We start from the raw sequence: 18,674 nt of genomic DNA on the forward strand, positions 1-18,674 counted from the left end.
CTCCCCGCGAGGAGGGAACCGCTTTTTTCTTATTGTGCCCGGACTTTGATGCCGTCCTCTTCCATTACGACATGGAAGGCTTTTATTTCGTTGTCATCCAATAAGAGATCTGTCATTTCGTCCTCGATCAATTCTTGGATGGTTCTTCTGAGCGGGCGTGCTCCGAAAGCTGGGTGGTAGCCGATTTCAGCGATTTTTTCTTTCGCTTCGTCCGTTACGCTCAGGCTGATGCCGCGCTCTTTTAATGTGTCTTCAAGCTCTGTGAGAAGCAGGCTGACGATTTTCACGAGATGTTCTTTTTTCAGGGATTGGAATTCAATGATGCTGTCAAACCGGTTTAAAAACTCCGGTTTGAAGAACGCGCTCAGTGAATCAATCAGCGTTTGTTCCTCCAGGACGCTCTCTTCAGATTGGAATCCGACTTTCACCTGTTTTTCGCCGGTTCCAGCGTTGCTTGTCATAATCAAAACGGTATCTTTGAAGCTGACCGTTCTGCCCTGGCTGTCTGTCAGACGGCCGTCCTCCATAATCTGCAGAAACATATGCTGGACATCAGGGTGGGCTTTTTCAATCTCATCGAGCAGCACGATGCTGTACGGATTGCGGCGCACTTTTTCCGTTAATTGACCGGCTTCATCGTGTCCGACATATCCCGGCGGTGAACCGATGATTTTTGATACGGCGTGTTTTTCCATGTATTCACTCATATCGAGACGGATAATGGAATCTTTTGTACCGAACAGTTCATCTGCGAGTGTCTTTGATAACTCGGTTTTTCCGACTCCGGTCGGTCCGACAAAGAGGAAGGAGCCGACAGGTCTGTTTTTGGATTTTAAGCCGGCGCGGCTTCGTCTGACCGCTTTCGCCACTTTTTTCACGGCTTTTTCCTGACCGATGACGCGCTGATGAAGATGCTCTTCAAGTTCCTTCATTTTGACTTGTTCATCAGCCTGGAGTTTTCCGACCGGAATGCCTGTTTTCTGTTCAATGATGGCTTGAATATGCTCCGCCCCGATTTCAGGTGAAGAGGCCGGTGTTTCATGCGCCAGCTGCTTTTCCAACGCCGCTTCTTCATCACGCAGTTTCGCGGCAAGCTCATAATTTTCTTCATGAAGCGCTTTTGTTTTCTCCGCGTCAATTGCTTTGAGTCTCTCAGCCGCATCTTCTTCATTTACGGTATCAAGCTCCAGGTTCGCCTTAGAGCCGGCTTCATCTAATAAGTCGATCGCTTTATCCGGCAGGTGGCGGTCCTGAATGTAACGGGATGAAAGCGTAACACAGGCGTTTATCGCTTCATTGCTGAATGTGACGCCGTGGTATTTCTCGTATTTATCTTTAATGCCTTCCAGAATGCTGATGGCTTGTTCTATTGTAGGCTCGTGAACCATGACAGGCTGGAAGCGTCTTTCAAGCGCCGCATCTTTTTCAATCTGGCGGTACTCTTTCAGCGTTGTCGCCCCGATGACCTGCAGCTCGCCTCTGGCAAGCGCCGGTTTCAGGATGTTCCCGGCATCCATTGATCCCTCGGCAGAGCCGGCGCCTACAAGAAGGTGAATCTCGTCAATGAACAAGATGACGTTTTTCCGTTCTTTTAATTCGTTCATTAATTGTTTCATTCTTTCTTCAAACTGGCCTCTGATCCCTGTATTGGCGACGAGAGAAGCGACGTCAAGCAGGTAAAGCTCTTTGTTTTTCAATTTGTTCGGCACATCGCCTTCAGCGATTTTAAGCGCGAGGCCTTCTGCAATAGCCGTTTTACCGACGCCCGGCTCACCGATCAGCACCGGATTGTTTTTATTCCGGCGGTTCAAAATTTCAATTACGCGCGCCACTTCATGATCGCGGCCGATCACAGGGTCAATCAGACCTGCTTTTGCGCCGTTTGTGACGTTTTGAGCGAGCTCGTCGAGCAGGCCTTTTTCAGAGCCGGCCTGCTGTTTATTTTGATTGGGAGCGAAACCTTGCTCAAACGGGAATCCGAATGATTGTGGCCCCATGCTCATAGACGGTTTTCGGGTTAATTCTGTATAACATGTTTCACATAAAACGAATTGTTTTTGAATGGAATTGACTTGCATGTTCAGGCGAATCGTCGCCTCGTTTTTCTGACAATGTTGACAACGCATTTGCCAAAACCTCCTCGAAAAATGTTTGATCATCTTTGACCAAATGGATTAGAAAATAAGGTCTTAACTTTGACCTTCTTTGATTAATAGTATACTCTGACCTTCTTTGACTTTCAAGTGTTTTGTTTCAAACCCTGAAAAATAAATGTTTACAGCATGATAAGTGATATTTGTGAGGTTTGATTATTTTTGACCAATATAGTCAGAAAGGAAATGAAATGTTTTGACCTTTCTTGATGAAGAGTATACGCCGGCCCTTTTTTTCTTTCAATATTTTTGCTTAGAGGAGAGAGGTGAATCTGTTTTCTCCGGGGAAGGACGATTTGTTCGTCTTTTCGGGCGACTTGTCTCATAAGCATATATAAAGGCCTGGACAAATCTGCGCTTAGCCGGAGGGTGAAATGGGACAAACAAAAGGTTCTGCAAGTCAGCTTGCATTTGTATACGTAGGCACGGTTGTAGGAGCCGGTTTTGCCACGGGACGGGAAATCGTTGAGTTTTTTCTGAAGTTTGGCTGGATCGGTCTGTTCGGTATCGTGGTAAGCGGTCTGATGTTTACATATTTAGGCGCCAAAATCATGATCATTTCCAAACGGATTCATGCAGCATCTTATCAGGAATTGAACACATATTTATTCGGCCAGTCCATCGGCCGCGCCGTGAACGTGTTTATGATGTTTATATTGCTGGGAGTGACCTCTGTCATGCTGTCCGGAGCGGGAGCGCTGTTTCATGAACAGCTTGGCTGGTCCGCACAAGCGGGGATCCTTCTGACGATCGTACTGAGCTTTGCCGTCATGACAAGCGGCGTTAAAGGTGTGTTCGGCGTCAATATATTGGTTGTGCCGCTTTTAATTTCCTTCTCTTTTATCGTGACAGCAGATTCATTTGTATTTACAAGCACGAGAAACGCGGACGAATGGGTATGGCCTGACAAGTGGAATTGGCTTTTGTCCGCCGTCTCTTACGGCGCGTTAAATTTATCGCTCGCCCAAGCCGTGCTTGTGCCGCTTGCGAATGAAATGTCTTCAGAGAAGGTGATCAGAAGGGGGGCTTATTTTGGCGGCGTTCTGTTGACACTGGTGCTTGCCGCGAGCTTTTTATCATTATCGGTGCTGCCGGATGTGCTGGAGTTTGACATTCCGATGGCTCAAGTCGTCTATTCGTATTCGCGTTCGCTTCATATCATTTATTTGTTTATTATTTTCGGAGAAGTGTTTACGTCGGTCATCGGTAATTTATACGGATTGGAAAAACAATTAAACAGTTTTCTTCATATAAAAAGTACATATATTTACGGCGGCATTTTGGCGTTTGCTTTCATTATCAGCCAAATCGGCTACGGACAGCTGATTTCCACCGTTTATCCGGTGTTTGGGTATGTGAGCCTCGCTTTCATCGGCGCATTGATTTGCAAAAAAATCCCGAAAGAAAAATAAGGATATAAGGAAAATGTCTGTATTTTTTGGGAATTCCCCTTCTTTTTTCCTGACATTTCTGTATAATGAATTGGGAAATGATGGGGAGGAGTAAGAGATGAAAGCTCGACGTGTATTATTGGGATTTATTTTTATTTGTATCGGCATTGCGTTTTTTTTACAGAGGGCGGGAGTTATTCATATATCCGCAGGTTCGGCGTGGCCGTTTCTTTTCATTATAATGTCCGCAGGGTTTCACGCCGGATTTATTTTTGCGAAAAAAACGCCTGACCAGGCGGGACTGCTCGTTCCGGGCGGTATGTTTTTTGTGCTGGGCTGCCTGTTTTGTTTTGAAACGGCAACGGGATGGACGTATTCAGGCGTGACGTGGCCTGTTTATATATGGGCGCCTGCTCTCGGTCTGTTTGAGCTGTGGTATTTCGGCGGGAGGAAGTTAGGTGTATTGATTCCTGCTTTCATCCTGACAGCCGTGGGAGCACTATGCTTTGCCGGTATGCTGATGACGGGGCTGTGGCCGTTTTTGATCATCGCAGCCGCGCTTTTGTTTCACGCCGCTGCCTTTATGCAGCCGAAAAAAATATCGGGCCTTCTTATTCCGGGCGGCATTTTGCTTGTGACGGGTTGCTTGTTATGGTTTGAAACGCTGACGGATTGGACTTACGCAAATGTGACATCGCCTGTCTACCTCTTTGCCGTTGCGTTCGGTCTGTTTGAAGCCTGGCTGTTCGGCAGAAAGCAGAGAGGGCTTTTGACTGCTGCGGCGGTTCTGTGCGCCGCGGGCATTTTCGGCATATTCACCAATGCAAATGAAGTCATCAGCGAACGCGGCTGGCCCGCTCTCATTCTTTTGCTGGGCGCCGCTTTTCACATTCCGATTTTCGGCCCGAAACCTGTCAAAAACGCGGGACTTCTCGTACCGGGCGGCATCTTATTGATTACGGGGATCTTGTTTGTCTTTGAAACGGCAACCAATTGGTCCTACTCCGGTGTGACATGGCCTGTTTACCTGCTTGCAACGGCATTCGGTTTATTTGAGCTGTGGCTGTTCGGCGGGAAACAGAAGGCGCTGCTCATCCCGGTTGCGGTGCTGACCTTGACAGCACTTTGCTTTATGATGACGAATCAGCCGATCATTCCGGTTTCTGTTTTCTGGCCTGCTTTATTTGTTCTGATCGGGATTGCGCTGATGGTATTTCCGGGGAAAAAACGCGGGGCTTAAACCCGATTTTGCAGCCTGACACAGGGTTCAGGCTGTTTTTTTATTGTCACGGGAAACAACATTATGGTATGATAGCAAAAGTGAAAAAAGAAGAAAATCCGTATTGATGCGGGAGAGGTTCTAGCTACACCCTCTATAAAAAACTAAGGACGAGCTGTATCCTTGGATACGGTTTTTTTATGTTTTTTAGGGCGCCTTCTCCGAAAAAGGCGCTTTTTTTATGGAATGATAGATAAGGGAGAGAAAGACATGAAAAAAGAAAAAGCAGTTGTGGTGTTCAGCGGAGGCCAAGACAGCACGACTTGTTTATTATGGGCTTTGCAAAACTTTGAAGAAGTGGAAACCGTTACATTCCATTATAATCAGCGTCACCAAGAAGAAATCGATGTGGCAAAATCGATTGCCGAAAAGCTCGGTGTCAAAAATCACTTGCTTGATATGTCTCTTTTAAATCAGCTTGCGCCGAATGCGCTGACAAGAGATGATATCGAAATTGAAGCGAAGGACGGGGAACTGCCGACAACCTTCGTGCCGGGACGCAACCTTGTATTTTTATCCTTTGCATCGATTCTTGCATATCAAATCGGCGCGCGCCACATTATCACCGGTGTTTGCGAGACTGATTTCAGCGGCTACCCGGACTGCCGTGACGAGTTTGTCAAATCCTGCAATGTCACCGTCAACTTGGCGATGGAAAAGCCGTTCGTCATTCATACGCCGCTTATGTGGCTGAACAAAGCGGAAACGTGGAAACTTGCGGATGAGCTCGGCGCGCTTGATTTTGTAAAGAATAACACACTGACTTGCTATAACGGCATCATTGCGGACGGATGCGGCGAATGCCCGGCATGCCTGCTCCGCAATAAAGGATATGATGAATATATGAAAATGAAAGGAGAGCGGAACTAATTGCTTTCTCAAATATACCCGCAGGTTCAGCATCCTTATTCGTTTGAGTTGAATAAGGACATGCACATCTCAGCCGCGCACTTTATTCCCCGCGAAAGCGCCGGAGCGTGCAGCAGAGTCCACGGGCACACGTATACAGTAAATATTACAGTTGCGGGGGATGAACTGGACGATTCAGGCTTTCTCGTGAATTTCAGCGTGCTGAAGAAATTGGTGCACGGCGCTTATGACCATACATTGCTGAATGACCATGACGAATTTTCTGAAGATGACAGATATTCACTGCCGACGACCGAGGTCGTGGCCAAAACGATTTACGATAAGGTGCAGTCCTACCTCGAAACACTGGAGAATCAGCCGGTCTGCGTGCAGATTTTTGTCAGGGAAACCCCGACAAGCTATTGCGTATACCGCCCGAAAAAAGGTGATAGGAATGGCTAAAGGAATTCCGGTATTAGAAATTTTCGGACCGACGATACAAGGGGAGGGCATGGTTATCGGCCAGAAAACCATGTTCGTCCGCACGGCGGGCTGCGACTACTCCTGCAGCTGGTGCGACTCCGCTTTTACATGGGACGGCTCTGCCAAAAAAGATATCCGCTGGATGACGGCGGAAGACATTTACCGCGAGCTGAGAGAAATCGGCGGAGACGCCTTTTCCCATGTCACCATCTCAGGAGGAAACCCGGCGCTGTTAAAGCAGCTTGACGCGCTGATTCTGCTGCTGAAAGAGAACGGGGTGCGCGCCGCTTTAGAAACGCAGGGAACGGTCTATCAGGATTGGTTCACAATGATTAACGACCTGACGATTTCACCGAAGCCGCCAAGTTCGGGGATGACAACCGATTTTGCAAAGCTCGATCACATTGTGTCTTCGCTTGATGCGGCAGAAAGGCTTAACGCGGTCAGCTTAAAGGTCGTCATTTTTAATGATGAAGATCTGCAATTCGCGAAAACCGTGCACAAGCGGTATCCGAATATCCCGTTTTATCTTCAGGTCGGAAACGATAACGTCCATACGACGGACGACCGGGCATTGATCGCACATCTGCTCGGAAAATACGAAACACTCGTTGATAAGGTTTCAGCCGATTCGGATCTGAATCTCGTCAGAGTCCTGCCTCAGCTGCATACATTGCTTTGGGGCAATAAACGGGGAGTTTAATAGAAAGGGAGATTTATATGACAAGAAAAGAATCAGAATTAGAAGGAGTTACGCTCCTGGGGAATCAAGGGACAAACTATTTATTTGAATATGCGCCGGAGGTTTTGGAATCATTTCCGAATAAACACGTGAACCGTGATTATTTCGTTAAATTCAACTGCCCGGAATTTACGTCGCTTTGCCCCAAAACGGGACAGCCGGATTTTGCAACCATCTACATCAGCTATATTCCGGACGAAAAAATGGTGGAAAGCAAATCGCTGAAGCTGTATCTTTTCAGCTTCCGTAACCACGGAGATTTCCACGAGGATTGCATGAACATCATCATGAATGATTTGATCGAATTAATGGACCCCCGCTACATCGAAGTATGGGGCAAATTCACGCCTAGAGGCGGAATCTCGATTGACCCGTATACAAACTACGGCAGACCGGGAACAAAATATGAAAAAATGGCCGAACATCGGATGATGAATCATGATATGTACCCGGAGACGATTGATAATCGGTAATTATTCCGTTGTGTGATACGGAGTGTGACCCGCACTAAGCTCAATAAAAGTGTGACCTGAGGTGCAACCTGAACTGTGACTTTTATGCAGTGGAAAATTGATAGTACAGAAGCAGATTAAGGCGTACAATTTGTACGTCTTTTCTTTTTTATCCGAAAGAAAAAATGCCTATCTAGAGATCATAGGCATTAAATATTATTATCAATATCTTCATTTATTTTTTGGCTAAGTTTCTGAACCTTCTCTTTAACATTTGAAACAGCTCTTTTTTGAATTTCATCAAAGTTTTCCTGAATATAGTCCGTGACACTTCTTATTAGAACTTCACTTTCAAAATTGAATATCTCATTTATTTCTGACTGTTCTTCATCTGTTAGGTGAGGGTATTGAAGTTGTTTAGCATTTACTTCAGCAGCTACATCAATCCTCACTTTAGTTGTTCTGGTTGTACAATTTCATATTCACCTTCTGCATACTCTTGCTCCGCATAATGGCTTCCCCATTGACAGAGCTCCTGCAAGATAGGTTTAAGAGATTCTCCAAGTTCAGTGGATGAATATTCAACCTTCGGCGGTACTTGATTATACATCTTTCTGCTCACAAGTCCACTGGCTTCAAGCTCTCTAAGTGTTTGAATCAGCATTTTCTGAGTTATATTTGGGATCATGCGCTTTAATTCACTCGTTCTCTTTGGTCCATTCATTAAAAAGTATAATACAAGGCCTTTCCATTTTCCGCCAATCACTTCCTTTGTCACTTCAAACCCACAGCTAAATTTTTTCATGTCTAAAGCTCTCCATTCCGCATTTATTACTTTTTAGTTACTATATCACAAAAAAGTGGGTACTTCCGATAATGTGCTTACTGAAGGATACTATATCTTGTAAGTTGTTCTTCAAGTACTTAAAGGTACTAGACATAAAATAAAATCAATTCTAAAGGAGTGTTAAGTATGGGTAAATTTGAAGGTAAAATAGCGCTTGTAACGGGTGGAACAAGTGGGATTGGTCTTGCTGCAGCACAAAAATTTGTAAACGAAGGTGCATATGTTTATATCACGGGACGCAGACAAAACGAACTTGATAAAGCTGTTAACCAAATTGGCAAGAACGTAACCGGTGTTCAAGGTGATATTTCTAAGCTAGAAGACTTAGACAAACTATATGACATGATAAAGCAGGAAAAAGGTAAGTTGGACATTCTTTTTGCTAATGCAGGCACCGGCAACTTCCTTCCATTAGGTGAAATTACTGAAGAGCAGGTTGATAGAACGTTCGACATTAACGTTAAAGGAACCATCTTTACTGTTCAAAAAGCGTTATCACTATTCCCGGACAAAGTAGGTTCTATTATTGTAACGGGCTCTACTGCTGGATCAATTGGCAACCCAGCGTTTAGTGTATATGGAGCATCTAAAGCAGCGTTAAGAGCACTGGTTCGCAACTGGATTCTTGACCTAAAAGGTACTGAAATCCGTGTAAATGTGGTGAGTCCAGGAGCTATTCTTACACCTGCATACGATGAGCTTTTTGGTGATGCACTTGAAGGAGCAATGGAAAATGCCAGAAATACTGTTCCAGCTGGAAAAGTTGGGACACCTGAAGAGGTAGCAAACGCTGTATCTTTCCTTGCTTCAGACGAAAGCAGTTACTTGACGGGTGTTGAATTGTTCGTAGATGGCGGGCTAGCACAGGTATAATTTCACTGCGCAGAGATTACAAATAGTCCCCTTGGTAAGGTGTGAAATTGGTGTGACTTCATGATTAATGCTAGAGCAAGTACTTATGGGACAAGACTTTGACCTGCCTTTTCTTCCACGAGGACTGCATGAACATCATCATGAATGATTTGATCGAATTAATGGACCCCCGCTACATTGAAGTATGGGGCAAATTCACGCCTAGAGGCGGAATCTCCATTGACCCGTATACAAACTACGGCAAACCGGGAACAAAATATGAAAAAATGGCCGAGTACCGCATGATGAATCATGATTTGTATCCGGAGACGATTGATAATCGTTAATCACTATAAAAGCGTGCCTATTATGACTTTTTATGCAAATAAATTGCTATTGCAGAGGTAATGTAAGACGTACAAATGTGTACGTCTTTTTCTTTTAAGCACAAAAACAATTTATTAACGAAAGTATTTTGGCAGAAAGGCTAACAAAATCAAAGGAAAATATGTTGTAGATTGCTTTCTTTTTTTGTGGGGCATCCATATCCAATCACGTTATCTTGCACTTGAACATTTTTTATAGACTGGTACCGCGACAAATTATTTCTCTTCTACATACCAATAAAGTAGACATTAAAAAGTGAAAGAGAGGGCGAAAATGTGTGAAAATTCTTTTCCTCGAGAGTCATCCCATGTGGCTCTATGGTTTACCAAATGGGTTTAGGGAAGCAGGACATACCGTAATGATTTCCGGTCCTGTAAGTCGGGAAAATATCACTGAAATGATAGACGAATTTAAACCAGATCTAATAGTATCTATGGGATGGACACCAGAGCATTCAAGGGAAAAGCAGGCCTGGATTCGCAACGCTACTAAAAAGGTGAATATCCCTCTCGTTTATTGGGCAACTGAAGACCCGCTGCACACTCAAAACTTTACTATCCCGTTAATTAAAAAGGTGAAACCAGATTTTGTTTTCACGGTTACGCCTTCTCTGTGTAAAACTTATGAAAGCATGGGGATTAAAGCAGCTCACTTAGACTTTGCATTTCACGAAAGTATACATCACCAGATTAAACCATTAGCAAAATACAGTTGTGATATAGCAGTGGTGGCTAATGCTTACCCTAATTTTCTTGAAGAACATCCGGAAGTGTTCCGTTCGTCCTCTTTAAAAACGCTTATTCGTCCTCTTATACGGAAGGGTATTCGCATTGATTTTTGGGGGAGAAACTGGGAAAAAATGAGTAAATATATAGGAAGAGAAATTCCCCGCAATTGGATCCATGGATACCTTGATTATACTGAAGCATATAAAGTCTACAGTTCAGCAAAAGTCGTTATCGGTTTGCAAAACTGTGAAAGCCAACTTACGCAACGCACCTATGAGATTCTTGGTTCCGGGGGGGTTTTATTGACATCGGATACACCAGCAGTTCGAGGTAAATTCAAACCTGGCCGCGATCTCATCGTTTCTTCCTCCCCAAAAGAAACATTGGAAAAGGTTAAATACTATTTGAATCATGATAGCGAGAGAAAAAAGATTCAGATAAACGGTAAAAAGGCTGTAAAGAATGATTCCTATCTGCATAGAGCCGAGAGAATGCTTGAGGTGCTAAAAAGCAGAGGAATTATAAGAAACTTAGGGGAAACCATTCATTATGTAGATGTTCTCAAAGAAAAATACGTGATCCATCATGTTACTCCCGGTGAAACATTATCAATAATTGCCAGGAAGTATAATATTTCCCTGCAGCAACTCATGGAGCTTAATCATTTCAAATCAGATCAAATATATGCTGGACAAATCATTAAGATTAGAGAGAAACTGTTTAGAAATATTGATAACAAATTTTTCTAAAGGAGAGTAATATGAATGAAGGGGAAAATACCTAAAATAAGAAATCAAGCGAATAAAGTAAAAAGAACGCCTCGTTATATGGAATTTCCCGTGACATACGAAGTATATCATGTGGAATCCGGCGATACATTATGGACGCTTTCTAAATCCTTCAATATCCCGGTACAACAACTTATGAATCTTAATAAGCTTTCTTCAGATAGAATTTATCCTGGACAAATTATAAAGATAAGAGAAAGATAATCTTTGAGGTTTCGGAAACGAATCAAATTGAAATGACAATCCTCATTTTTTTATTTGTGGGGAACTTGATATTTTGGGGGATGAAGGGGTTATGAGATGTTTCAAATGAGCTATTTCTATTCTGGATTAGGATGGGATTTTATTCAACACGTTGATCAAACGAACGGAGTATTAAATGTTGTGTCTCCTGATTTTTTCTATATCAGAAAAGATGGATCATTACTTCTCCGTTCAGCTAATCCCGATGTGATTAAAGCTCTTCATAGAAGAAAATTAAAAGTAGTTCCTTTTCTAAGCAATCATTGGGATCAGGATTTGGGACGATTTTCATTAATGAACCGAGTTCTTTTAGCTAAACAAATTTCTCATGCAATAGAAGAACTGGATTTGGACGGAGTTAATATCGATATAGAAAACCTTACAGAAAAAGATCGGAATTTATTTACAGATTTTGTTAGATTGGTAAGAGAAAGTATTCCTAGACATAAAGAAGTATCAGTTGCAGTGGCGGCAAATCCTTTTGGCTGGACGAAGGGCTGGCACGGATCATATGATTACGAGTATTTAGCTAAATATGCAGATTACCTTATGATTATGGCCTACGATGAAAGCCACCTTGCTGGACCTACTGCAAGTGTAGGATGGGTGGAAAAGTCCATTCAATATGCTCTGACCCAAAAAATCTCTCCTAAAAAACTAGTTTTAGGATTGCCATTCTATGGCCGCTGTTGGATGAAAGGCCAATCTGCCTCTCAAGCCATTCCCCTTTACCTTGTTGACTCATTAGTAAAAAGGCATAACGGGACAATTATTTTTGACACAAAGAGTCAATCTCCAAAAGCTATTTTTACTGTCAATCACGATAACAAGGGGCTGTTGCCTTCGGGAACATATACATTATGGTTTGAAAATGAACAGTCACTCAGAGCAAAAATAAAACTCGCTCAAAAATATAATCTGAAAGGTCTTGGCAGCTGGAGTCTTGGACAAGAGGATGCGTCAGTCTGGAATACAGTGTTTAAAAATATATAATGATTTATAGTTCAAAGCAAAATTCGAAGATAATTGCAATGAATCTCTATCCTGAATGGATGCTGGTTTATCTAAAAAACATGATGAGAATTGATTGACCACTCTCATTAAAGGATGGGGAAATTCAAGGCGCCAAGGTACGTGGAGAACCATGACTTGTTGATAATCGACCATATAGTTTCTCCTCAGAAATGAGGGGGTTTTACATAAAAAAGACGAGCGAATCCGGGGGGAATTCCACTCGCCGCTTTCTAATGAAAAGACGGGATGCTGGATGGCAGCTCGTCTGTTTCATTATAAAATAGGGAACGTATGTTTGTAAAGGCCTGCGCTGTTTTTTCTCATTCGGAGCGGATCAATTGTAAAGGAATGGTCAGCATGATAGCATGTCCTGTAAAAAGAAGGAGTGTTCGTTATGGAGCCGTTAGAGTTAAACGGTGTAAGACTGAAAATGTATGATTGTAAAGAAAGTGCGGGTGAAAACGGCCGCATGATTTCATTTATATTGAAGGTGACCTCTGAAACGTATCATGATATTGCCGTCCTTTTGTATGAAAAAACATTTGACATCAAGGCGCCCGAGCGCGGGCTTGAATTCCGCGGTAAAATAACCAACTACTATACATCCGTCACTAATCTTTACAATAAAGATGAGACAGGTGATTTTTTTGTAGAAATGACCGAGATCTGAATTCATTTGAAAAAGCTGCCGGGCGGCAGCTTTTGTGCGGGATATGTAAATGGTTCGGATTGTTCGGGGGGTTTAATAGGAGTCTCTGATGATTTTATAATTCTTATGGTTGACGACAGTGAGGGAATCTAATTCAAGGTCACGATAATTATCCATGATGGTTACATCAACGATGACGGAGTTTTCATTTACTTTTTCAACAATACCGGTTAATCCGTTTTTAAATTCAATGACGTTTCCAACCTTAGCAATTTTCACGAGCTTCCTCTCCTTTATCATAAATCCTGTTTGAAAATATTTTGCAGTATTTTCTTTAAGAAGTAAAGCGATATGGGTATCAGCCCGCTCAATCATTGTCCCGGCGGGGGAAAGATGGTATATTGTTTTTCGGGAAAAAGCCGAGAAAAGGAGGCTGTGTTCGTTGCTGCCTGAGGAAATTTCAGAATGTATCAACCAAATGCGCACCGGGGAAATCAAAGAATTCAGGGTGCAGAAAGAACATTTTCTTGCATTTCGAGCAGTTTTATCGAAGCAGGAAGATTTTAAGCATTTCCGCGGTATTGCACAGCAGGGCGGAGATGTTGTATTTCAGTATTTAGAACAGCCAAGAAGCTGACGGCTCCTCGCACTTGAGGAGTCTTTTTTTTGTTTTTTGGTTTCTCATTTCATCTTGCTGTAACAGATGTAAACAAAATGTAAAATCCCTCCGATGGATACTTTTACTGCTATTTGGTTAATGTTGTGAAAATGACGGCTGTTTTCCTGCCAATAACAAGGCTGTTAACGAACTTCTTCCATCATAAAAGCTGATTGGGAGCACTGGAAAATCTTTAACCGTGAATTTGCGCACAGCTCTTGTTAAGGTAGTGAAGTATTTAAGGAGGAAATCGTATGACGACAAAATTTGCTGCCTTGGCTGTCTTTTTTCTATGTTTTATGCCTGCATCAAAAATTGAACATACAGAAGCTCTGTTTACTTTTGCGAAGAAGCCAAAGCAAGAACCCAGCACACTGGTTGCTGATTTAAATAAAAAAAGCTCGGTTCCGAAGCTTTCAAAAACGGATCATAAGCATTCTATCCAACCGATAAAGCTGTCATCTCACCAAGAGAAGAAGGCAAAACCGGAAGAGACGGCTTATCAGCCGCCGAAAAAAACGTATTCCCGCGCTGACAGACAACTTCTGTCACGTCTCGTTCACGCAGAAGCGAAAGGTGAATCTTATAAAGGGAAGGTTGCGGTAGCCAGCGTAGTGCTGAACCGTACTGAAAAAAACGGCTTCCCGGATACCATTCGGGGTGTGATCTATCAAAGGAATGCATTTGAACCGGTAGCAAACGGAAGCATTAATCAAAAGCCGGATAAGGATTCCATCGCCGCCGCAAATGAGGCGCTTGACCATCCGGGCAGAGAAACGAACGCGTTGTTTTTCTACAATCCGAAAACGGCATCTGACCACTGGATCCGTTCCCGAAAAATTATCGAACGGATCGGCAGACACGTATTTGCGATGTAAGCATAGCGGGATCAAAAATATCCCGGCTATGCTTTTTTCAATTTTGAGAAATCGAAAATATTTTCAGAACTTGTCTCATATGATGATGGAAGAACGAGAGACAAGGAGAGACACCATGAATCGATTTGTGAAAGGGATCATTCTTTTATCCATCGCCGCCTTTTTCGCGGAATGTCTGGAATTTGTCGTGAATATGATACTGGCGCGGGAGCTTGGCGAGCATGGGATGGGACTTTACATGAGCATTCTGCCCACCATTTTTTTAATTATCGTCATCGCCAGTCTGGAGCTTCCGATCTCCATTTCAAAATTCATCGCGGAATCCAATCAGAAGCTGCATGAAAGCATGCTCTGGCATGCCTTCAGAATGACCGCCGTTTTTACCGCGTTTTCAACCGCGGCCGCAAGCATCGCGCTGCCGTTCATTCCTGTATTCGATACGTATCACCCGTTTATTAAAGGGATTGTCATCGGGCTGATTCCAGTCGTCGCTTTTACATCCATCGCCAGAGGTTATTTTATGGGTGTGCAGCAAATGGGAAAAATCGCGGTTGCGAATGTCATGAAAAAAATCATTCAAGTGCTTTGTCTGTTTATCTTTTTTCAATGGTACTCTTTTGAAATTGATATGGCCGTGCTCATTTCATTATTTGTGTTGGTCGCAAGCGATGTCGTGGTGTTCGTTTACTTGTATACGCAGTTTATTTTGGCGCGGAGGGCGCTTTCCGGCCATCAGCACATTCATCTTCGCGGCAAGGACGTGCGGAAACGCCTCCTGGCCGTATCCATCCCGACAACGGGACTTCGTATATTTCATGCGGTGACGAACGCCATTGAACCCTTTTTAGTGAAAGGAGCGCTGCTGGCGTCCGGGGCAGCCGGGACAGCCGCGATTGATCAATACGGCATGCTTGCCGGTGTTGCGATGACAATCGGTTCGTTTCCCGCATTTATCGCCCATTCGCTGATGGTCGTCATGATTCCCAGCATTTCAGAAGCGTATGCGCTGTCCCAATATGATATTGTGCTGAAACGGCTGAGACAAGCGATTTTTATTACATTCTGCTACGGCATTCCGGCAGTCTGGGTCATGTTTCAGTTCGCGGGCCCGCTGACCCATTTGTTTTTTCAGTCTCCGGAAGCGCAGTATTATTTGCAGCTTTTGTGGCCGTTTTTTCTTTTTCATCTGTTTGTGATGCCGCTTCAGGCCTGTCTGATCGGTATCGGCCACGTGAAAACGGCGTTTTATCATAACGTATGGAGCAGCATTGTAGGGCTTTCGATGATGTATGTGCTCGGTTCTATGCCGGAATTGCAAATGCTCGGCATTATACTCGGCATGAATACCGGCATGATTCTTCTGACAAGTTTACATTACGCGACGATCTGCAAAGACCTCGGTGTCTCCGTGTTTTTAACGGGCGGCGGAAGAACAGCGCCCCGGATCGAAAGCTGAAAAGGCTGATACATTTCAATAAGGAAGGGCAAGCTATCCGAAACGCGTGAAAGGAAGATCATATGCATAAAAACCGCCTAATTGTATGTGCAGTCCTTTTGATAGCTGCCGCCGTCTGGATGCCTGAAGCAAAAGCCTCATCAGAAAAACAGGCAGTTCCCGCCGTGTTTCTGATGAAGACGATTGAAGGAGACGAGATATCGATTCCGAATAAAGGGCAGAAAACGATTTTGCATTTTTGGACATCGTGGTGTCCGCCGTGCAAAAAAGAACTGCCTCAGTTCCAAACGTATTATGAACAGCATCAGTCCGATGATGTAAGCCTTGTAACGGTAAATTTGATGAATGCCGAGCGAAACAAAAATACCGTTCAAAACTTTGTCAGTCAGCACCATCTCACTTTCCCGATTGTTCTTGACACGAAAGGCGAGCTTATGAAGGAATACGATGTCATGACGATTCCCACGTCATTTCTGCTGAATGAAAAAGGAGAAATCGAAAAAAAGATCGTCGGTCCGATGACCGCCTCACAATTAAAAGAATGGTCAGAGAAATAAAAAGGTGCGGGAGGAATTCCTCCCGCACCTTTTTTGCATATAATGAACAGCTGAAGAAACACTAATGATAATTATTATCAAAAAGAAATTAAAACAATTATAATTGAAATCTTCCGCCGGCATGCTATAATAAAGGAAACACTGCGATAACACTGTGAAAATGCTGCCTGTCAGGCGGCTGTTTTGCTTTTATCGGGGAATTGAAGATGATTTGCGTTCTCAATTAGAGAGGAGAATTCATAATGAATGAACAAGTGATGACACAAACCCATTCACAACAGCACATACAAGAAGAGCGGGCGGGAAAAAAGTGGCTCCAGCATGCAGAACTCATTGCGGCGCTCGTATCCGGCGTCCTTATTCTTGCGGCCTGGTTTTTTACCGAAACAAAAGGCCTGTCCGTCACTTTGTATATCCTTGCCTTCCTGATCGGGGGATTTGCAAAAGCGAAAGAGGGAATTGAGGATACCATTGAGACGAAGGCGTTAAATGTGGAACTGCTGATGATTTTTGCGGCTGTCGGCTCCGCCCTGATCGGTTATTGGGCTGAAGGCGCTGTTCTTATCTTTATTTTTTCGTTAAGCGGCGCGCTCGAAACATATACGATGAATAAAAGCAGCCGTGATTTAACATCTTTAATGAAACTGGAACCGGAGGAAGCGACACTGCTTGCGGACGGACGGGAAAAGCGGGTGCCGGCTGCTGAACTTAAGATCGGTGACATGATCGTCATTAAGCCGGGCGAACGCGTAGCAGCAGACGGGATCATTGAGTCTGGCGTGACGAGCCTCGATGAATCGGCGCTTACGGGTGAAGCGATGCCGGCGGAAAAAACAGCCGGAGATTCTGTGTTTACAGGAACGGTAAACGGAAACGGCTCCTTAACGGTCCGTGTGACGAAAACAAATGAACAGTCTTTATTCAGAAAAATCATCCGGCTGGTGGAATCAGCCCAAAACAGCGTGTCACCGGCTCAGGCATTTATTGAGCGGTTCGAAAGTGTCTATGTCAAAGGCGTGCTGTTAGCCGTGGCTTTGCTTTTATTCATTCCTCATTTCGCTTTAGGCTGGAGCTGGAGTGAAACCTTTTACAGGGCGATGGTGTTTATGGTGGTCGCCTCCCCGTGCGCACTTGTCGCTTCTATTATGCCCGCTGCGCTTTCCCTTATCTCAAATGGGGCCCGCAACGGATTATTGGTTAAAGGAAGTGTGTTTTTAGAGCAGCTGGGAAGCGTACGGATGATCGCATTTGACAAAACCGGCACGGTCACAAAGGGACAGCCGGCAGTCGCGGCATTTCAAGCTGCGGAACATGTGAGTGAAGATGAGATCATGCAGGCGGTGTATGCGATGGAAAAGCAATCAAGCCACCCGCTTGCAAAAGCGATAGCTGAATTTGCCGAAAGCCGGGGCGCCGCGCCCGCAGGACATCTATCGATTGACGAGACGTCCGGATTCGGTGTTCAGGCTGAAATAGAAGGCGTCAAATGGATGGTCGGAAAAGCGGGGTTTGCAGGTGAAGATGCGGCAGATGCTTTTTTGCAAACATCGGGAAAAGAATTAAAGGATAAAGGTTTTACACTGGTCTTTGTTAAAAAAGATGACCGGATTGCGGGCTGCTTTGCCTTAAAGGATCAAATCCGACCTGAAGCCAAAGCCGTGATGGCTGAGCTTGAATCACTGGGTATTAAAACAGCCATGCTCACCGGCGATCAGTCTGAAACTGCGGCTGCCATTGCAAAAGAGGCGGGCATGACGACGGTTGTTGCCGATTGTCTGCCGGACCAAAAGGCAAAAGAAGTGAAGAAGCTGAAAGAAACGTACGGCACAATCGCCATGGTGGGGGACGGCATTAATGACGCGCCCGCTCTGAAAACCGCTGACGTCGGTATTGCGATGGGCGGGGGGACGGACGTGGCCCTTGAAACGGCTGACTTAGTCCTTATGAAAAATGATCTTCACAAGCTTGTGAAAATGTGCAGACTCTCAAGGAAAATGAACCGGATTATTAAGCAGAATATTGTTTTCTCGCTCTCGGTCATCTGCCTTTTGATCTGCGCTAACTTTCTGCAGGTGATGGAACTGCCGTTTGGCGTGATCGGGCATGAGGGGAGCACGATTCTGGTCATTCTGAACGGACTGAGATTATTAAAATAAACATGACAGCCGCACATCGGGCGGCTGTTTTTTAAATGTTCGTTCACAGCATAAACGCCAGAAAACTGATAGAATGAATAAAGAGTCACTTTGGTAAGGAGGAAAAGCAAAA

Annotated in this window: 20 protein-coding genes, 1 pseudogene and 1 riboswitch; of the genes and pseudogenes, 17 read left to right on the forward strand and 4 right to left on the reverse strand. The window is 44.2% G+C overall.

Annotation, left to right across the window (positions count from 1 at the left end; translation table 11 throughout):
• Positions 1-29: 29 nt before the first annotated feature.
• Positions 30-2,126: an ATP-dependent protease ATP-binding subunit ClpE gene (gene clpE / locus NYE62_RS06920; protein ID WP_007408460.1), complete on the reverse strand. Its 2,097-nt coding sequence runs from the start codon at positions 2,124-2,126 to the stop codon at positions 30-32.
• A 401-nt stretch (positions 2,127-2,527) separates the two neighbouring features.
• Between clpE and NYE62_RS06925 the strand changes: the two genes are divergently transcribed.
• The 6 genes from NYE62_RS06925 to queF all read left to right on the forward strand — a co-directional run bounded on the left by NYE62_RS06925 (position 2,528) and on the right by queF (position 7,370).
• On the forward strand, positions 2,528-3,565 hold the full coding sequence (locus tag NYE62_RS06925; RefSeq protein ID WP_342497317.1) for a hypothetical protein: 1,038 nt from the start codon (positions 2,528-2,530) through the stop codon (positions 3,563-3,565).
• A gap of 97 nt (positions 3,566-3,662) precedes the next feature.
• The gene (locus NYE62_RS06930) at positions 3,663-4,784 is read left to right on the forward strand and encodes a hypothetical protein (protein WP_342497318.1); all 1,122 of its coding nucleotides are present in this window, start codon (positions 3,663-3,665) and stop codon (positions 4,782-4,784) included.
• A 108-nt stretch (positions 4,785-4,892) separates the two neighbouring features.
• Positions 4,893-4,937: riboswitch (PreQ1 riboswitch) on the forward strand.
• A gap of 96 nt (positions 4,938-5,033) precedes the next feature.
• Positions 5,034-5,693: a 7-cyano-7-deazaguanine synthase QueC gene (queC, locus tag NYE62_RS06935; RefSeq protein ID WP_003154679.1), complete on the forward strand. Its 660-nt coding sequence runs from the start codon at positions 5,034-5,036 to the stop codon at positions 5,691-5,693.
• The gene (gene queD, locus NYE62_RS06940) at positions 5,694-6,134 is read left to right on the forward strand and encodes a 6-carboxytetrahydropterin synthase QueD (RefSeq protein WP_007611020.1); all 441 of its coding nucleotides are present in this window, start codon (positions 5,694-5,696) and stop codon (positions 6,132-6,134) included. It begins immediately after the preceding gene.
• The gene (gene queE / locus NYE62_RS06945; RefSeq protein ID WP_015239741.1) at positions 6,127-6,858 is read left to right on the forward strand and encodes a 7-carboxy-7-deazaguanine synthase QueE; all 732 of its coding nucleotides are present in this window, start codon (positions 6,127-6,129) and stop codon (positions 6,856-6,858) included. The genes queD and queE overlap by 8 nt, the downstream gene beginning before the upstream one ends.
• 17 nt (positions 6,859-6,875) lie before the next feature.
• Positions 6,876-7,370, forward strand: a complete 495-nt coding sequence (gene queF, locus NYE62_RS06950; protein WP_003154673.1) for a preQ(1) synthase — start codon at positions 6,876-6,878, stop codon at positions 7,368-7,370.
• Between the two features lie 188 nt (positions 7,371-7,558).
• On the opposite strand, the gene NYE62_RS06955 is transcribed toward queF, so the two are convergent.
• Positions 7,559-7,801, reverse strand: a complete 243-nt coding sequence (locus NYE62_RS06955) for a hypothetical protein (protein ID WP_122503871.1) — start codon at positions 7,799-7,801, stop codon at positions 7,559-7,561.
• A complete protein-coding gene (locus NYE62_RS06960) occupies positions 7,798-8,154 on the reverse strand; it encodes a winged helix-turn-helix transcriptional regulator (protein WP_015417346.1) in 357 nt (118 codons plus the stop codon). Before NYE62_RS06960 ends, NYE62_RS06955 begins: the two co-directional genes overlap by 4 nt.
• Before the next feature lie 168 nt (positions 8,155-8,322).
• Here NYE62_RS06960 and NYE62_RS06965 point away from each other — a divergent pair, with 168 nt between their 5' ends.
• From NYE62_RS06965 to NYE62_RS06990, 6 genes and pseudogenes are all read left to right on the forward strand, one after another.
• Positions 8,323-9,069 carry a glucose 1-dehydrogenase gene (locus tag NYE62_RS06965; RefSeq protein ID WP_122503872.1) on the forward strand — a complete coding sequence of 249 codons (747 nt, stop codon included), beginning with the start codon at positions 8,323-8,325 and terminating at the stop codon, positions 9,067-9,069.
• A 113-nt stretch (positions 9,070-9,182) separates the two neighbouring features.
• A pseudogene (locus tag NYE62_RS06970) lies at positions 9,183-9,395 on the forward strand (NADPH-dependent 7-cyano-7-deazaguanine reductase QueF); the annotation flags it as partial.
• A 317-nt stretch (positions 9,396-9,712) separates the two neighbouring features.
• On the forward strand, positions 9,713-10,912 hold the full coding sequence (gene ykvP / locus NYE62_RS06975) for a spore protein YkvP (protein ID WP_199022497.1): 1,200 nt from the start codon (positions 9,713-9,715) through the stop codon (positions 10,910-10,912).
• Positions 10,913-10,927: 15 nt separating this feature from the next.
• The gene (locus NYE62_RS06980) at positions 10,928-11,155 is read left to right on the forward strand and encodes a LysM peptidoglycan-binding domain-containing protein (protein WP_122503874.1); all 228 of its coding nucleotides are present in this window, start codon (positions 10,928-10,930) and stop codon (positions 11,153-11,155) included.
• Positions 11,156-11,251: 96 nt separating this feature from the next.
• Entirely contained in the window at positions 11,252-12,187 is a 936-nt protein-coding gene (locus NYE62_RS06985; RefSeq protein ID WP_020955733.1) for a glycosyl hydrolase family 18 protein, read from the forward strand.
• 415 nt (positions 12,188-12,602) lie between these two features.
• On the forward strand, positions 12,603-12,878 hold the full coding sequence (locus tag NYE62_RS06990) for a DUF3219 family protein (protein WP_007409590.1): 276 nt from the start codon (positions 12,603-12,605) through the stop codon (positions 12,876-12,878).
• A gap of 72 nt (positions 12,879-12,950) precedes the next feature.
• Here NYE62_RS06990 and NYE62_RS06995 read toward each other — a convergent pair whose 3' ends face one another.
• Complete coding sequence (locus tag NYE62_RS06995; RefSeq protein WP_003154669.1) at positions 12,951-13,136, reverse strand: YkvS family protein; 186 nt, start codon at positions 13,134-13,136, stop codon at positions 12,951-12,953.
• Between the two features lie 163 nt (positions 13,137-13,299).
• On the opposite strand from NYE62_RS06995, the gene NYE62_RS07000 reads away from it, so the two are divergent.
• The 5 genes from NYE62_RS07000 to NYE62_RS07020 all read left to right on the forward strand — a co-directional run bounded on the left by NYE62_RS07000 (position 13,300) and on the right by NYE62_RS07020 (position 18,562).
• A complete protein-coding gene (locus NYE62_RS07000) occupies positions 13,300-13,494 on the forward strand; it encodes a hypothetical protein (protein ID WP_007409591.1) in 195 nt (64 codons plus the stop codon).
• A gap of 275 nt (positions 13,495-13,769) precedes the next feature.
• Positions 13,770-14,393, forward strand: a complete 624-nt coding sequence (locus tag NYE62_RS07005) for a cell wall hydrolase (RefSeq protein WP_007409592.1) — start codon at positions 13,770-13,772, stop codon at positions 14,391-14,393.
• Positions 14,394-14,508: 115 nt separating this feature from the next.
• On the forward strand, positions 14,509-15,849 hold the full coding sequence (locus NYE62_RS07010; protein WP_342497319.1) for a polysaccharide biosynthesis protein: 1,341 nt from the start codon (positions 14,509-14,511) through the stop codon (positions 15,847-15,849).
• 62 nt (positions 15,850-15,911) lie between these two features.
• Positions 15,912-16,406, forward strand: a complete 495-nt coding sequence (gene stoA, locus NYE62_RS07015; protein ID WP_007409594.1) for an endospore biogenesis thiol-disulfide oxidoreductase StoA — start codon at positions 15,912-15,914, stop codon at positions 16,404-16,406.
• A gap of 242 nt (positions 16,407-16,648) precedes the next feature.
• Complete coding sequence (locus NYE62_RS07020) at positions 16,649-18,562, forward strand: heavy metal translocating P-type ATPase (protein ID WP_007409595.1); 1,914 nt, start codon at positions 16,649-16,651, stop codon at positions 18,560-18,562.
• The last annotated feature ends 112 nt before the right edge of the window (positions 18,563-18,674 follow it).

The organism is Bacillus sp. FSL K6-2861 (assembly GCF_038630725.1).
GTDB lineage: Bacteria > Bacillota > Bacilli > Bacillales > Bacillaceae > Bacillus > Bacillus velezensis.

Coding starts and splice junctions, on each gene's coding strand:
- NYE62_RS07010 (WP_342497319.1), top strand. CDS start 14,509: ATGAATCGATTTGTGAAAGGGATCATTCTTTTATCCATCGCCGCCTTT.
- stoA (WP_007409594.1), top strand. CDS start 15,912: ATGCATAAAAACCGCCTAATTGTATGTGCAGTCCTTTTGATAGCTGCC.
- NYE62_RS06985 (WP_020955733.1), top strand. CDS start 11,252: ATGTTTCAAATGAGCTATTTCTATTCTGGATTAGGATGGGATTTTATT.
- NYE62_RS07020 (WP_007409595.1), top strand. CDS start 16,649: ATGAATGAACAAGTGATGACACAAACCCATTCACAACAGCACATACAA.
- queF (WP_003154673.1), top strand. CDS start 6,876: ATGACAAGAAAAGAATCAGAATTAGAAGGAGTTACGCTCCTGGGGAAT.
- NYE62_RS06980 (WP_122503874.1), top strand. CDS start 10,928: ATGAAGGGGAAAATACCTAAAATAAGAAATCAAGCGAATAAAGTAAAA.
- clpE (WP_007408460.1), bottom strand. CDS start 2,126: ATGCGTTGTCAACATTGTCAGAAAAACGAGGCGACGATTCGCCTGAAC.
- NYE62_RS06960 (WP_015417346.1), bottom strand. CDS start 8,154: ATGAAAAAATTTAGCTGTGGGTTTGAAGTGACAAAGGAAGTGATTGGC.
- NYE62_RS06965 (WP_122503872.1), top strand. CDS start 8,323: ATGGGTAAATTTGAAGGTAAAATAGCGCTTGTAACGGGTGGAACAAGT.
- queC (WP_003154679.1), top strand. CDS start 5,034: ATGAAAAAAGAAAAAGCAGTTGTGGTGTTCAGCGGAGGCCAAGACAGC.
- NYE62_RS06990 (WP_007409590.1), top strand. CDS start 12,603: ATGGAGCCGTTAGAGTTAAACGGTGTAAGACTGAAAATGTATGATTGT.
- NYE62_RS06925 (WP_342497317.1), top strand. CDS start 2,528: ATGGGACAAACAAAAGGTTCTGCAAGTCAGCTTGCATTTGTATACGTA.
- NYE62_RS07005 (WP_007409592.1), top strand. CDS start 13,770: ATGACGACAAAATTTGCTGCCTTGGCTGTCTTTTTTCTATGTTTTATG.
- queE (WP_015239741.1), top strand. CDS start 6,127: ATGGCTAAAGGAATTCCGGTATTAGAAATTTTCGGACCGACGATACAA.
- NYE62_RS06930 (WP_342497318.1), top strand. CDS start 3,663: ATGAAAGCTCGACGTGTATTATTGGGATTTATTTTTATTTGTATCGGC.